A 15,172-nucleotide genomic window follows, 5' to 3' on the forward strand; every position below is an offset into this window, starting at 1 on the left:
TTAATACTTTTTCACTGCCAGCCGGATTCAGACATGAACGATAACGATAACGATAACGATAACGACACAGCGGCCTCGCCGGAACAGGCCATGCCCACGGGTGCTCAAGCCGAAGCCCAGGTGTTCAGCGCCATTGTGCGCTACATCGCGGAACGCCTAACAGAGATCGAACCGGATGTGGATCCGGGCGATTTGGCACCGACGGGTCAGTTGTTTATCGAGTTGGCGGACGCGTTTGAAGCCACCAGCGGCTTTGAATTCGATCAAGACCAGGCTTTGCCCTTATCCCATGCCTTTGCCATGTTGGAAGGCGGCATGCGGGTTTTGGCGGAACAAGCGACCGAATCCGGTCACACCAATGCGGCGGCAAAAATGGAATGGGCGGCGATCAAAGCGCGCGCCATGACAGGCATTTTGGAAACGAACCATATGTCGGGATCGGGTGGGATCATCGCTTTTGGTTTGGAGGATGAGGCTGAGGCCGCCACCGAGTCTACAGACAAGCCCAGTTAAGTGTCGCTTTCTGTGATTAAGCGTCCAAATTTACGCGCCAGTTGACGCAGTTCGCGTCTTTCGAACTTCAGGCTCTGCATATATTCGTCCTCGCCGCCAAGGTGTTGCAGCTTGTCCAGCTGCGCCATGACCTTTTCCAGCACATCTTTGGCGGTTTCGATTTGTGCGGGCAAGGCGTCGTCTATGATCAGGTCTTGATCCATCATCATCTGGGAATAGGCGTCAAAGTCGTCTTCGGCCAGTCGGTTGAGCTGCTGGTCGAGCTCTTTCCAAATCTCTGCCCAAGCGTCGCAAAGGGCCTTTTGGTCGGGGCTCGGGTTTGAGACCTCTTCCAAATAGACCATGACGCGGACGAATTGCCAGACGGTGAAGCTGATGTGCACGGGTGCGGTTCCCAAGTTTGTGGGTGTTGGGGCCTACTTTAGGTTTGACGCGCCTGCTCTGTAAAGGCGTTGTTTGCTTGTCATAGATTGCCAGCCTACCTAAGATAATCCAGCGCTCGAACCTGCGGGGTTTGAGCATACCAATATGTTTGGGATTTTTATGCGCCCAGGATTTAAACGACGCGCAGTGCTGATCGGCATCGTCACATTGACGTTGGCCGGGGTCTTGGCTTTGTTCGGATTGCAAATGATCCAGCGCGTCGATGCGGTTCAAGACCGCTGGGCCGCCTACAACAAACAAGCTGCTGAGGCCCAGCGTATTTTGGACCTCGTTTCCCGCAATATGGGCTACGGCGGTTTCATCCATCATTTTAAAAACTTCGTTTTGCGCCAGGATATGGACTATTTGCCCTTGGTGATCGAAAAGCGCGATGCGATTTATGAAGACATCAACCAGTTAAAGGTCTTCGTCATTCGCGACGAAGAAAAGGATGCGTTGCGTGATTTGCGCAGTGTCTTTGATGAATATGCTGTCAACATAGCGGTCGCCACCAATGCCATGAAATCCGGGCTTAAGCCGGTGGAAGTCGACAAATTGGTCAAAGTTGACGACACCCCGGCGTTGGCTGCAATTGCGGTGCTGTATCATTCGTTCCTGACACGGCGGCGGATTGCGGAAAGTGAAATCAATCGGGCCACGTCAGCCGCATCGTCCATGGGCTGGATCATCTTGGCGGCCATGCCTGTTGTGATCGGTTTGGGTTTTATGCTGATCATGTTTTTGCGCCGCGTCACGGTGGCCAACGCGAACTTGTCCGAAGTGCGCGATGAGTTGTCCATGCTGTTGCGCCAAGCGCCGGACGCTATTTTGCATGTTGCTGGTGACGGTTCGATCTTGCGCGCCAATGACCGGGCGTTGACGTTGTTTGGGTATTCCAATGAAGAATTCCAGGGCAAGCGTGTCGAAGATTTGATCCCCAATCGCTTCAGCACGCAACACACGGGTCAGCGAAAAGTCGGGTTTGATCAGGTCGCTCAACGCCCAGGCGGAAAGGGCGCGGTGATGACCGCCAAGACGCGCAGCGGCGAAGACATCCCTGTCGACATCAGCCTCAACTTCACCATGTCCAGCGGCAAACGCATCGCCACTGTGATTGTGCGCGATATCACCGAACGCAAACGCGCCGAAGACGCTTTGCGCCAGGCGCGCGATGAATTGGAACAACGCGTGCGCGAACGCACCCGCGAACTGGTGCGGCGCACGGGTGAATTGGAAGGCGAAATCGCAGAGCGTAAGCGGGCGGAAACTCAGCTGGTGCAATCGGCAAAAATGGCCACCATCGGTCAAATGGCGTCCGGCATTACGCACGAGCTGAACCAGCCGATGAACATTATGCGCATGGGGGTTGAGGCCGCGCAGTTGCAGGTCGAGCGGGGTCAAGCCGATATCTCGTCTCTGAGCGAGACTTTGGAAAAGGTCGAAGGACAAATCTTGCGCATGTCCGAAATCATCAACCACATGCGCGTCTACGCCCGACAAGACCGGGATACGAATGTGGTGTTCAATGCCTTTGATGCCGTGCAAGAAGGCTGCAAATTGTTCGAGGGTCAGCTCATGGGTCTGGATATCAAGCTGATCACGGAAATTCCGTCTTGCAAAGGTGCCATCGAATGCTGTGCCGTCTTGGGTCATGCGACGCGGATGGAGCAGGTGGTGTTGAATCTCCTGAGCAATGCCCGTGACGCCATACTCGAAAAACGCGAAAAAACCGGCCAAGATTTCACGGGCGAAACCAGGGTGAAGTACATGGCCGATGAGACCGCCCAAGAAGTGGTCATCGAAGTTGAGGACAACGGTGGGGGCATCAGCGACGATGTCTTGCCACATATTTTTGCGCCGTTTGTGACCACCAAAGACAGCGGTCAGGGAACCGGCCTGGGCCTTTCGATTAGTTATTCCATCGTCGAAGGCATGGGCGGGTCGATCTCTGCGACAAACGGTGAGACGGGGGCCTGCATCACCATGCGCTTCCCCATGGCCAGCGAAGAGCAGATCGAACGGGCGAACGCATTGTTGGAGCAGCAGCAACACACCATTGCTGAGGTCGCCCCCCATGTGGTGGCTGTGAGCGGCGATCGCCATAAGGTTTTGGTGGTGGACGACGAAACCAACGCGGCGCACAGCCTTTCTGACTTTTTACAAGACCAAGGTTATTTGGTGTACACCGCCTACAATGGCGAAGAAGCCCTGCATATTCACCATTCGGATCCGGTGGACGCCATCATTACCGATTTGCGTATGCCTGTGATGGGGGGCCAAGCTCTGATTCGTGAAGTGCGCAAGGTAAGCCCGATGCTGCCGGTGTTTGTGATGACCGGGCACGCGGATCCTGAAAGTGATGAGCTAGTCCAAGACGTGGAGGTCGTCGAAGTGTGGCGAAAACCCATCAGTTTGGGCGCGGTCGCTAAGCGTTTGGACGAGGTCTGCTCTCTTCCTTAGCCGCTCCAGTTGGGTTGTAGCGCCATGCGGACCGCTTGGGCGCGGTTGTTGGCGCCGATTTTGCGATAGATGTTTTTCACATGAATTTTGATGGTGGCTTCCTGGACGCTGATTTCGTTGGCGATTTGTTTGTTGGTGAGGCCACCGGCCAAAAGGTTCAACACCCCCAATTCACGTGGGCTGAGCGTGTCGAATCGCTCAGCTTGCACAATTATTGTTGTCTGCCCAGGGAGGCTGGTTCCACTCTCGTCCTTGGGAGGGATGTTATTTGACGGTGCTTCTAACAAGTCGGTTGGCACATAACTCTCACCGGACAACACCAGTTGCAAGGCGCTCATCAAGACTTTGCTCCCAGAACTTTTGGGAATGAAACCGGCTACGCCGACGTCAATGGCGTGGCGAATCAATCCGGGGTCCGTAACGCCCGACAAGATCACAACGGGGATGTCCGCAAAGCTTTTGACCAAGGTGCGCAGGCTGTTGATGCCACGCATGCCAGGCATATTTAAATCCGTCAAAATCAGATGCAGTTCATCGAGTTCCTGCCCAAGTTGGAGCAGTTCGTCAAAGGTTCCGGCTTCGCGGATGGTAACGGACTGATCAAGATCGTTGAGAAAAGGCCTGAGCCCGTCCCGGATAAGCTTATGATCGTCCGCGAGGATGATGTTCATGTGCACGCGCCCTAAAGAACGACGTTTTTGTTATGGTCCACTTCTTGGTGACCATACCAAAATCAGGGGCTTGAAAGTGGGTGCACAGGTAGTAATTTATAAGGATAATGTATTACGGGTTAAAAATGTTAATACGAAGGGGGTAGGCCGGTTAGGTTGGCTCCCAACCCGATTGCAGGGTAATTTTGACCGCTTGGGCGCGGTTGCCGGCGCCGATTTTGCGGTACACGTTGCGCACGTGGATCTTTACGGTGATTTCCTGCAGGTCCAGCTCGCGGGCAATTTGTTTGTTGGTTTTGCCATCGACCAAATGGGTCAGGATTTCAGCTTCGCGCTGGGTCAGGGTGGCGAATTTGGGATCGACTTCCTGGTTTGCGGTTTTGCTGGGCTGATTGAGAATGCTGTCGTCTTCGAGTGTGGGCGTGGACGAAAAGGCGTCCGACGGCAGGTATTTTTCACCGGCCAACACCAAACGCAACGCGTTGACCATGGCCATTCCGCCAATGTTTTTAGGGATATAGCCCGACACGCCAAAATCCAGTGCGGCAATGACGTCTTTGCGGTTGTAGTGTCCAGACAAAATCACGATGGGAACGTCTGGATAGGATTTGGCGAAATTCGTGATGCCGCTGAACCCGTTCATGCCGGGCATTTTCAAATCCAACAAGATCAAGTCCAGCTTACCGGCCTCTTTGGCTTTAGCTTCCGCGCCGGGTAAATTTTCGGCTTCTAAGACCTCAACGTCGCCGTCGAGCTCATCCAAAAACGGACGAATACCCTCACGTACCAAAGTGTGGTCGTCGGCAAATAAAATACGCATATGGATCCGTTCCGTTATCCCAATGTGGCGATGTTATCTATTGATTATTTTTATCGCCACCATCCCTTATCCTTTAGACTAAGGCGAACGAGGGGGGCGGGGCAAGGGAACTGTGCGCAGAAAGTGCAATTTTCTCAAATTTACCAGTTAAATAGTGTGTTGGATGAGCATTCAGATCGACCGTCATAAAACAGTCGTATATTCTGCGTAGGAACCTTATAACGACGTCTTTAGGGGTATAGTTCTATGAGCGTAAAAATCGGAATCAATGGGTTTGGCCGTATGGGCCGTTTGGTGCTGCGTGCGGGTTGGGCGACCAGTGCAAAGTCGGGGGACGTCCAGTGGCAGCGCATCAACGAAATCGGCACAGATGCCGATGGCGCGGCACACTTGGTGAACTTTGATTCGGTACACGGGACTTGGGACAACGAAGCCACCCATGACGGCGATAACGTCGTCATTGACGGCCAGTCCATTGCCTACACCTCTACCCCTGCAATTGCGGACGGTGGCTGGGGCGATTGCGACATCGTCTTGGAATGCACCGGCAAATTCCGCAAGCCCGAACAGTTGCAAGCTTACTTCGACATGGGCGTGAAGAAGGTGATCGTTGCGGCCCCTGTGAAAGAGGACGCTCTCAATATCGTTTACGGCATCAACGACGATTTGTACGACGCGGACAAACATCACCTGTTGACCGCTGCCAGTTGCACCACCAACTGCTTGGCTCCGGTGGTCAAAGTCGTGCACGAAAAAATCGGCATCAAGCATGGCTGCATCACCACCATTCACGATGTCACCAACACCCAAGTGGTGGTCGATTTCCCGCACAAAGACAAACGCCGGGCGCGGTCCAGCCTGATGAACTTGGTGCCGACCACGACCGGTTCGGCCACGGCCATCACGATGATCTATCCGGATTTGAAAGGCAAACTGAACGGCCATGCGGTGCGCGTGCCGCTGTTGAATGCCTCGCTCACGGACTGTGTGTTTGAGCTGTCCCGCGAAGTGACGGCCCAAGAGGTCAACCAGCTGTTCCGCGATGCCGCCGAAGGTGAGCTGAAAGGCATTTTGGGCCTGGAAGACCGTCCGCTGGTGTCGACCGATTTTATCAATGATGCCCGTTCGTCCATCGTCGATGGGCCGTCCACCATGGTCATTGACGGCACGCAGTTGAAAGTTTTGGCGTGGTACGACAACGAATGGGGCTATGTGAACCGCATGTTCGACTTGGCGCTGAAGGTGGCGGGAAGTCTCTAAAAATCGAGCGTGCTATCAAGCATTTCAGCCGCTTCACACCACCAATTGGGGTGCATGTGGCTGATTTTTGCGGCCGCCGCAAAGGCGGTCATTTGTGATGTGTACAGCCCAAAGCACGTCGCACCCGAACCGCTCATGCGGCTCAGTAATATGCCGTCGGTGTTGTCTAAAGCGCTTAAGACATTTTGAATAGCAGGCGATGTTTGTATCGCAGGCGCGCTTAAATCATTGCGCCGGGTTGAAAGCAGACGGGCCAGATGTTGGGCGTCATTGGGGGGCTCATGAAAACGGTCGGGTCGGCTGAACTCACCTGTGCGGGCCTTAAAAATGTCCGGCGTGGACACTTGAACACCCGGATTGACCAACACCAGCCAGACGCGGGGCATGTGCGGGGCAAGTTCCAATTTTTCCCCAATGCCACCCATGAACACAGGGCGGCTTTCCAAGCACACGGGCACGTCGGCACCCAAGCTCAATCCAATGGTGTTGAGCTTGTGGTGGGCCAGATCGTCGCGCCAAACTTTCAATAAGGTCGCCATGGCGCGGGCACTGTCGATGTCGGGGGCAACGTCATGCGCGACGGCATGAATGCCTTCGTCGTCCACATGCACCTCCCAATACTGGATCAGGGCTTTAAGCGTCGCCGCCGCGTCCGCCGAGCCACCACCGATGCCGGACGCGACCGGCAGGTTTTTGATCAAGTGCAAGGCTGCGTGGGGTTTAATGTGACACTGTTCGGCCAAGGCGCGTGCGGCTTTTAAGACCAAATTGTCCTCGTCGGCTTTCAGGTCAGCGCCAAAGGGGCCGGAGATGTCCAAGCTTAAACCGTGCCCGGCGCGGACCTCGACCACGTCGCCGATGTCGGCGAACACGACCAAGCTGTCGAGCTCATGATAGCCGTCGTCACGCTGTCCGGTGACGTGAAGGTAGAGATTGATTTTCGCCGGGGCGAATTGTCTGAGCACGGCTTTGGTCATGGCAGCAGGCTCATTTTTGAGAACTGTCCGCCAAGCCCGATTTGAGCTTCTGATTGATGATCTTGAGCAGTTTTTCTTCCGGCCCCAAGGTTTTGGCACGTTCCCATTGGAACTTCGCTTCACGGGTGCGGCCCACTTTCCAAAGCGCATCGCCTAAGTGGTCATTGATCACCGGGTCGCTGGGCCGCAACATGATGGCGCGTTCCAGTTTGCGCACAGCCTGATCATATTTGCCCAAACGATAAAGCCCCCAGCCCAAGCTGTCGACGATGTAGCCGTCGCGCGGGCGCAGGTCGACGGCCTTTTCGATCATCTTCAGGGCGCGTTTTAAATGCAGCCCCTGATCGATCCACGAGTAGCTCAAATAGTTCAAAACATCCGGTTGATCGGGGTTGAGCTCCAAGGCCTTCAAGAAATCTTTCTCGGCTTTGGGCCACTGTTTGCTGGCTTCATAGGCGACACCGCGATTGTAGTACAAGATCCAATGGCGTTTGTTGGTTTTGCCGCTGCGGTCTATGGCATCGGAATAGGCCTCGGCCGCATCCGCGAAGCGTTCGTTCGAGCGCAAAATGTGACCGAGCTCACCTAACGGCGACGGCAAATCTTTGCGTTCGCGCGCCAAATCTTTGAGCAAGCGGATCGCTTCGCCGTCACGCTCTAGCTGTTCTAAGTTCAGGGCTGTGCGCAATTGCGCCATCCACCGGTGTGGAGAAGATTTCGCGATCCCGGCATAAACCGTGTTGGCGAGGGGGTAGTTTCCAGCTATTTCTAAGGCATCGGCCTTGATCATTTGCGCCCGCGCCAAGTCTTCGCGCAAATAAAGCGCCAAGTTGGACAAAATCAAAGCCTGCGATCCGGATGTTTGGGCTTGATAAGCCACCGCGATGCTGAGCAACGCTTCGGCAACGCCGTCTTGCGCGGTTTGAATGTCGAGCTCTGGACGCGTGCCTTTTTTCATCCGCGCTGTGGCTTGGTCGCGCATGATCAGGCCCACATCGGTGATGGCGTATTTATTGAAAATCTCGCGCGCTTTGGGGTGGTCCTTAGCCCGTTCGAAATGTTCACCCGTCAACTTCGCCATGCGGTTGGACAAGCCGCCGCCTTTAAGCAGGTTCAAAAAGTGTTTGCGAGCCCGCGGGGCGTTGGCGTTGGCGTCGAGAATCAAGGCGGCATACATGTGAAACAGCGTCGCCATGCCCTTTTGTTCGTTGAGCGTTTCCAACGCCTTCATGGCACCGTCGATGTCGCGTTGAGCAAACTTAACCCACGCCAATAAAGGTGGGTTCAAGTGGGGCGACAGACCGCCTTTATCTGTACGGATCAGTGTTTCTGCGCGGGGGTAGTCTTTGTTCTTGATGGCCTGGATCGACAAAATCAGGTTCGCAAAAGGAACTTTCCCACCGGCTTTTTCCACTGTTTCCAATGCGCGGATGGCGTCGGGAATGCGACCTTCGCTGAGCGCGAGCAGATAAATCCGCTTATACAGGCCCGGTTGAGCCAAGACCGGATCTTTGGCGGCTTTTCCATAAAAGCCCAAAGCGTCTGCGGTGTTGCCCAACTGGTCGGCATGGTATCCGGCCAGGTAGTCCCCGCTGGAGGTCTTGAGCCCAGGCGCGTCTTTGGCGCTGGCGGCTGTGACAGCAAGGGTGAGACATGTGCCCAGAAGAAGCGTTCTTCCAAGCTGGCGAAGAGATTGATTTGAAACGTGTAAAGCGGACATGAAGGGGAGTGTAGCCCCCTCATGCCCAGGCCGCAATAACGTGTTGATTACATATTCGGGTAGTTCGGCCCGCCCGCACCTTCCGGCGTGGTCCAGACGATGTTTTGCGTCGGGTCTTTGATGTCGCAGGTTTTACAGTGCACGCAGTTTTGTGCGTTGATCTGTAAACGTTGATCGCCTTTATTTTCGCCCTCTTCGATTTCCACGTATTCGTAGACACCGGCGGGGCAGAAGCGTTGCTCGGGCCCGTCGAATTTGGCGAGGTTCGTCGCCACCGGGACGCTGTCATCTTTCAGCGTTAAGTGGCACGGCTGGTCTTCTTCGTGGTTGGTGTTGGAAATAAAGACCGAGCTCAGCTTATCAAACGTGATGACACCGTCGGGTTTGGGATAGTCGATCTTCGGCATGCTGTCTGCCGGTTTGAGCTGATCGTGGTCGGTGTGGTTTTTGAACGTCCACGGTGCGCGGCCTGCAAACAGATACGTGTCGAGGGCGGAATACGCGATGCCGGTCCAAAGTCCCTTGTGGAACGACGGGCGGATGTTGCGGGACTTATATAGTTCTTTCCACAGCCACGATTTTTTCAAGCTGTCGGAATAGCCCGTCAATTCAGCCGGAGCTTCTTCGCCCCAGCTCGCCACAATGGCGTCGGCGCATTCCATGGCGGACTTCATCGCCGTGTGCGACCCTTTGATGCGCGGCACGTTCATGAACCCAGCCGACGCACCGATCAGCGCACCGCCCGGGAAGGTCAATTTCGGGATGGATTGGAAGCCACCTTCGTTCAGTGCGCGCGCACCGTAAGCCACGCGGCGACCGCCTTCAAAGGTCGGTTTGATGGCCGGGTGAGTTTTGAAGCGCTGCATTTCGTCGAACGGAGACAGATGCGGATTGGCGTAATCCAAGCCCACAATGAAGCCCACGGACACCAAGTTGTCGCCCAGGTGATACAAGAACGCCCCGCCGTAAACGTCAGAGGTCAGCGGCCAGCCCACGGAGTGCACGACCTTGCCCGGCACGTGCTTTTCAGGATCGATTTCCCAAAGTTCTTTGATGCCCACACCGTACGTTTGCGGCTGAACGCCGTCTCGCAGGTTGAAGTGGTCCATCAATTGTTGGCTGAGCGATCCGCGACAGCCTTCGGCAAACAGGGTGTATTTGGCGTGCAGCTCAACGCCCGGTTCGAAGTTCGGACCTTCTTCACCGGCCATGGTGCGGCCCATGTCGCCGGTGGCGACACCTTTGACGGAGCCGTCGTCGTTGAACAAGACTTCAGATGCGGCAAAGCCTGGGAAGACTTCGATTTCCAAAGCTTCGGCCTGCTCACCCAACCAACGGGTGACTTCGCCCAGGGACACCACGAAGTTGCCGTGGTTGTTCATTTGCGGCGGGGTCGGCAATTTGTAAGACCCGGTTTTGGTCAAAAACAGGAATTGGTCTTCGGTGACGGGGGTGTTGAGGGGCGCGCCCAGCTCTTTCCAATCGGGGAACAGCTCGTTCAAGGCGATGGGATCGACCACAGCACCCGATAAGATGTGCGCACCGACTTCTGAGCCTTTTTCCAGGACGCATACGGCGATCTCTTTGCCGTGTTCGGCGGCTTGTTTTTTGATGCGAATGGCCGCAGACAGACCTGCCGGTCCGCCACCAACAACCACAACATCAAATTCCATAGATTCCCGTTCCATGAGATCGGCGCTCCTGTTCAACCCTGTTTATTTTGATCTAACGCCCGCTTTTTGCGGATCGAAGGGCAAAATTAAACCCCATTCCGGGTTTTGCTGCAACTGCGAAATAAAGTTTTTGCACTGCACAACTCTTTCGTTTTTAAAATTCAATGATAATGTGGCGTCCATGGACGCTTTCGAAGACAGCTTGAACCACCCCGCCGATGTGCTGTCCTGGTATTTAGATGCCGGGGTAGACGAAGCCGTGGGTGAAGAACCCATTGACCGTTACGGCCTGATCAAAGCGGCTCAAGCCAAGCGCGAGGCCGACGCCAAGGCCATGTTGGCTGAAGCGCAAACCCAGCATGATGAGCAGGCGGGGAAATCTCCGGCTGCTGCCAAATCCGGCCCGACACCGATCCGCCCGGCGGACACGGGTGTGGGCGAAGAGGCCTTGAAATCCGCCGTAGAGCTGGCGGGCGCGGCCAAAGATATGGATGCCCTGCGCGAAGCCTTGGAAGGCTTTGACGGCTGTCCTTTGAAAAAAACGGCCATGAACTTGGTGTTTGGCGACGGCAATCCCGAAGCCAAAGTTGTGCTGGTCGGCGAAGCGCCGGGGGCGGACGAAGACCGCCAAGGCCTGCCGTTTGTGGGGGGCAGCGGTCAGCTCTTGGACAAGATGCTGGGCTCCATCGGTTTGGACCGCTCGCAGGTCTTTATTTCCAACACGGTGTTTTGGCGCCCGCCCGGCAACCGCAGCCCGAACCCAGGAGAGATTGCCGTGTGTCTGCCGTTTGTGGAACGCATGGTCGAACTCATTGACCCGGCTGTGCTGATCACCATCGGCGGCCCCGCGACCCATTCATTGTTGGCGCAACAAGGCAGTGTGTCACGTTTGCGCGGGCGTTGGTTTACCTACGAAACCCCACGCATGTCCCACCCCATCGCCGCCACGGCGATCTATCATCCGGAATATCTCATCACCACGCCGGCCCAAAAACGCCAAGCCTGGGGGGATTTGTTGGGGATCAAGGCGAAGCTGGCGGAAATCGGCTAATGCCTTCATGGATGGCCATATGCAACCACAGTTGCCAGATATACCCTCGTGACGTATAAGATTTATCAATATTTTGGGGCGATGATGGATACCCAGTCGGGTATTCGTTCTTCTTTTGCATTGAGCGAAGCCCAAACGTGTAACGCTTGAGGAGCGGTTGAATTGATGGCCTTCAAACCGTGGATGCGCGCAACTCTGTTTGCGGCTGGCGTGATAACTGCGTCGGTCTTTTCGCTCACCCCCACAAATGCCCAAGAACAACTCGCCGCTTTGAGCGTGCCGGACGTGAAGCCAGAGGCCGTCACGCTGCCCCATGTGTTGAGCACCGCCGACGCTGATCTTTATAAAAAGATTTTCAAAGTCCAAGAAAAAGGCCAATGGCGCACCGCCGACAAGCTGATCAAGCAGCTGTCCGACAAAGCGCTCATGGGCCATGTTCTGGCGCAGCGCTATTTGCACCCGACCAAGTATCGCTCCAAATACAAAGAGCTCAAAAACTGGATGGCCAGTTACAACGACCATCATTATGCCCAGCGCATTTATAAGCTGGCCTTGAAGCGCCGTCCGAAAAACTGGAAATATCCGGCCAAGCCCGAAACAGGTCGGGCTTTGTACAAAGCCCCCACCTCGGCGGCCAAGGTCGACAAACCCAACCGCAAATGGTTGAAGCGTTCCCAACGCCGCCGCGTGGCGACACTGAAGCACATGCTCAAAAGCTATCTGCGCAAGGGCCATACTTTGTCGGCCAAACGCTTGTTACAATCTGCTGAGGTCAAACGTCTGTTCGACAGTTACAACATGGACTGGGCCCGCGCGCGTCTGGCGAAGGGCTACTTCATGGACGGGCGGGATGATTGGGCCGTTGAGTGGGCGGAACGCGCGGCCAAGCGGTCGGGCAAGTATCTGCCCAGCACACACTGGATTGCAGGCTTGGCGCATTGGCGCTTGGGCAATATGGAAAAATCCGCCGAACATTTTGAGCTGTCGGCCAAGTTCGATACGTCCAGCTGGACCCATTCGGCCAGCGCCTTTTGGGCGGCGCGGGCGTACTTGATCAACCGCCAGCCTGAAAAGGTTATGCGCTTGTTGGAAAATGCAGCGGAACATCCGCGCACGTTCTACGGCATGTTGGCGAACAAGCTGTTGGGCCAAGACCCTGAATTCAACTGGGCCATTCCGCCCATGGCAGGCACCGAGGTTCAAGACCTGATGGCACACCCAGGCGGCAAGCGCGCCTTGGCGTTGTTGCAGATCGGTCAAAACACCTTGGCCGAAAAAGAAATGCGCCAGACCGCACGCTTGGCGCCGCGTGCATTGGCCACGGGCATGCTGGCCATTGCGGCGAATACGGGTATGGCGGAACTGACCATGCGTTTGGACGCCATGCTGTATCCCAGCGGGGGCGGTTTTGACGGCGCGTCTTATCCGTTGCCGTCTTGGCAGCCCGCCGACGGCTTTAAGATAGACCGCGCCTTGATTTATGCGCTGGTCCGTCAAGAATCGCGCTTTAACCCCAAAGCCAAATCCGGCGCAGGCGCGCGCGGTTTGATGCAGTTGATGCCGGGCACGGCGAGTTTTGTGGCGCGGGATCGCACGTATCGTTGGAACAAGCGCTCTAAATTGTTTGAGCCGGAATTGAACCTGAAGCTTGGCCAGCGTTACATCGGCATGTTGCTGGGCGACAACAAAATCAAAAACGATTTGTTTTTGATGGCGGCGGCTTGGAATGGCGGACCGGGGAACTTGAACAAATGGCGTCGGCGCGTGAATAACATGGGCGACAGCTTGTTTTTCATCGAAAGCCTGCCGTCGCGCGAAACCCGCATCTTTATCGAACGCGTGCTCACCAACTTGTGGATTTACCGCAACCGTTTGGGCCAAGACGCACCGTCTCTGGACGCGGTCGCCGCCGGTAAATGGCCGAGCTATTCCCCCCAAGGCCAAGAGGCCAAAGCCGACACCCAAGAGGTTGCCGCAAATGAGTAAAATTGAAGGTGAACGTGCATTCTTGCCCGTCAAGATCGCGGTTGTGACCGTATCCGATACCCGCACCCTGGCCGACGATAAGTCCGGCGACACCTTGGTCGCGCGCATCGAAGCTGCAGATCACATTGTCGCCGCGCGTGAAATCGTCAAAGACGACGTGCCGACGCTGGTGGAGCTGTTGGGCGGCTGGATCGCGGATGACAACATTGACGTGGTCATCGCCACGGGCGGAACGGGCTTAACGGGCCGCGATGTGACACCGGAAGCTTTTGCTCAAGTCTGCGAAAAAGAAATCCCGGGCTTTGGTGAGCTGTTCCGCTGGATCAGCTATCAAAAAATCAAAACCTCCACCATTCAATCCCGCGCGACCGCAGGCTTGGCTAACGGCACATACTTGTTCGCCTTACCGGGCTCCACGGGGGCGTGCAAGGATGCGTGGGACGATATCTTGGTGCACCAACTGGATGCGCGCACACGCCCGTGCAACATGGTCGAATTGATGCCGCGTTTGAAAGAGCATCTGGTTTAAGCGGACTTATCCCGCACAAATCCCATACTTCGGCAAGATGTCATCAATGACCGTCAGGCGGTGTTCCTTGGCGGCATCGTGGAACATTTTCCAATCGCTGGTGAGAAAATCAGGCTGGAATACCGGACGTTCTTTGCCGGAATCGTGACTGCCTGTAATTCCTGTCGCGATGTGTTTCCATGAGTCCACGCCTTTGGGGATGTAGTCCAGGTCTTCAGCACCAAAGCCGAAATGGTCTTTTTTTACAGCGTCAATCCACTCTTGATGTCGTTCTTCAGCGTTGTCTGACCGAATAGCGCCCAGCATGTCGTAGATTTGCTCTTTGTGCTTGGGCTTCAGACCTGCGCGGTCTGGGTCGTACCCATCGTTGAGGTATCCTCGAAAGACTTTGCATAACTCATCAGCGGCTTCGGTAAAATCGCCTAAATTGTCGCGTTCTATAATATCATCCAGGCCGTTCTTATATGACCATGCATTGAAGGGAATATCAGGATTGCTCAGGGCTTGCCCGTGCCCCAGTGACAAAAGAGCTTCGTTTGCGTCAAAGATCATTTCATCTTCACCTTTGAGTTCATCGACTTTGTTGACGTCATGAACGATTCCGGCAAAACCCTGGTGTGCCCAGGTATCAACATAAACATGTGCTGTGATACCCAGGCGATGCAATGCGTATGGCTTGTGTTTGTCTTGGATGCAGGCGCGGACCATATCTTGCGCAACGTGACTATTGGGGCGACAAATGATTTTGTGAACAAATGAACCGTTCGGGTTGGAGCCTGCTGGCAGTCCACCGTTGCCCGGGAGAAAGTGGAATGGGATCCAGACTAAGTGATTGCCGAAGTCATTAAGGTGTTTAAGGGTCAGGGTTTTGTTGGCCGTAGAAATACGGCTGTAAAAGATTCGATCTTGAAACTCTAAAACACCAGCATTCGTCGCGTCATCAACATACTGTGCACTATAGGCAATGGTATTGGCTGCTTGGTGCGAAAACCCGCTCAAGCGGGCAACCACATAGGTAACCCCGTGATGAAAGTCGATTTGCATGACCGCGTCTCCATTCTCTTATTAGGAGACTATATTATATAAAGC

General features: G+C 55.1%; 13 protein-coding genes. 6 read left to right on the forward strand and 7 right to left on the reverse strand.

Annotated elements, in window-relative coordinates; genetic code table 11:
* Window positions 1-33: 33 nt before the first annotated feature.
* Window positions 34-513: a hypothetical protein gene (locus tag V5T82_RS02035; protein WP_332893909.1), complete on the forward strand. Its 480-nt coding sequence runs from the start codon at window positions 34-36 to the stop codon at window positions 511-513.
* Here V5T82_RS02035 and V5T82_RS02040 read toward each other — a convergent pair.
* Complete coding sequence (locus V5T82_RS02040) at window positions 510-896, reverse strand: hypothetical protein (RefSeq protein WP_332893910.1); 387 nt, start codon at window positions 894-896, stop codon at window positions 510-512. The genes V5T82_RS02035 and V5T82_RS02040 overlap by 4 nt on opposite strands.
* Before the next feature lie 160 nt (window positions 897-1,056).
* On the opposite strand from V5T82_RS02040, the gene V5T82_RS02045 reads away from it, so the two are divergent.
* Entirely contained in the window at window positions 1,057-3,396 is a 2,340-nt protein-coding gene (locus V5T82_RS02045; RefSeq protein ID WP_332893911.1) for a hybrid sensor histidine kinase/response regulator, read from the forward strand.
* On the opposite strand, the gene V5T82_RS02050 is transcribed toward V5T82_RS02045, so the two are convergent.
* The gene (locus tag V5T82_RS02050) at window positions 3,393-4,067 is read right to left on the reverse strand and encodes a response regulator transcription factor (protein ID WP_332893912.1); all 675 of its coding nucleotides are present in this window, start codon (window positions 4,065-4,067) and stop codon (window positions 3,393-3,395) included. The two genes, V5T82_RS02045 and V5T82_RS02050, sit on opposite strands and share 4 nt — an antisense overlap.
* Window positions 4,068-4,218: 151 nt before the next feature.
* Window positions 4,219-4,887 carry a response regulator gene (locus tag V5T82_RS02055; protein WP_332893913.1) on the reverse strand — a complete coding sequence of 223 codons (669 nt, stop codon included), beginning with the start codon at window positions 4,885-4,887 and terminating at the stop codon, window positions 4,219-4,221.
* 246 nt (window positions 4,888-5,133) lie between these two features.
* Between V5T82_RS02055 and V5T82_RS02060 the strand changes: the two genes are divergently transcribed.
* Entirely contained in the window at window positions 5,134-6,147 is a 1,014-nt protein-coding gene (locus V5T82_RS02060) for an ArsJ-associated glyceraldehyde-3-phosphate dehydrogenase (RefSeq protein WP_332893914.1), read from the forward strand.
* Here V5T82_RS02060 and V5T82_RS02065 read toward each other — a convergent pair.
* Genes V5T82_RS02065 through V5T82_RS02075 form a run of 3 tightly spaced genes read right to left on the reverse strand, consistent with a single transcriptional unit; the run spans window position 6,144 to window position 10,532 of the window.
* On the reverse strand, window positions 6,144-7,124 hold the full coding sequence (locus tag V5T82_RS02065; protein ID WP_332893915.1) for a 4-(cytidine 5'-diphospho)-2-C-methyl-D-erythritol kinase: 981 nt from the start codon (window positions 7,122-7,124) through the stop codon (window positions 6,144-6,146). The two genes, V5T82_RS02060 and V5T82_RS02065, sit on opposite strands and share 4 nt — an antisense overlap.
* Before the next feature lie 10 nt (window positions 7,125-7,134).
* On the reverse strand, window positions 7,135-8,844 hold the full coding sequence (locus V5T82_RS02070; RefSeq protein WP_332893916.1) for a tetratricopeptide repeat protein: 1,710 nt from the start codon (window positions 8,842-8,844) through the stop codon (window positions 7,135-7,137).
* Window positions 8,845-8,891: 47 nt separating this feature from the next.
* Window positions 8,892-10,532, reverse strand: a complete 1,641-nt coding sequence (locus tag V5T82_RS02075) for an electron transfer flavoprotein-ubiquinone oxidoreductase (protein WP_332893917.1) — start codon at window positions 10,530-10,532, stop codon at window positions 8,892-8,894.
* A 166-nt stretch (window positions 10,533-10,698) separates the two neighbouring features.
* On the opposite strand from V5T82_RS02075, the gene V5T82_RS02080 reads away from it, so the two are divergent.
* From V5T82_RS02080 to moaB, 3 genes are all read left to right on the forward strand, one after another.
* Window positions 10,699-11,568, forward strand: coding sequence for a uracil-DNA glycosylase (locus V5T82_RS02080; protein ID WP_332893918.1), 870 nt, complete (start codon window positions 10,699-10,701; stop codon window positions 11,566-11,568).
* A gap of 165 nt (window positions 11,569-11,733) precedes the next feature.
* Entirely contained in the window at window positions 11,734-13,554 is a 1,821-nt protein-coding gene (locus V5T82_RS02085; protein WP_332893919.1) for a lytic transglycosylase domain-containing protein, read from the forward strand.
* Window positions 13,547-14,083 carry a molybdenum cofactor biosynthesis protein B gene (gene moaB / locus V5T82_RS02090; RefSeq protein ID WP_332893920.1) on the forward strand — a complete coding sequence of 179 codons (537 nt, stop codon included), beginning with the start codon at window positions 13,547-13,549 and terminating at the stop codon, window positions 14,081-14,083. The genes V5T82_RS02085 and moaB overlap by 8 nt, the downstream gene beginning before the upstream one ends.
* Window positions 14,084-14,089: 6 nt before the next feature.
* On the opposite strand, the gene V5T82_RS02095 is transcribed toward moaB, so the two are convergent.
* A complete protein-coding gene (locus V5T82_RS02095) occupies window positions 14,090-15,127 on the reverse strand; it encodes a DUF6765 family protein (protein ID WP_332893921.1) in 1,038 nt (345 codons plus the stop codon).
* Window positions 15,128-15,172 lie beyond the last annotated feature (45 nt).

The organism is Magnetovibrio sp. PR-2, from assembly GCF_036689815.1.
Lineage (GTDB): Bacteria > Pseudomonadota > Alphaproteobacteria > Rhodospirillales > Magnetovibrionaceae > Magnetovibrio.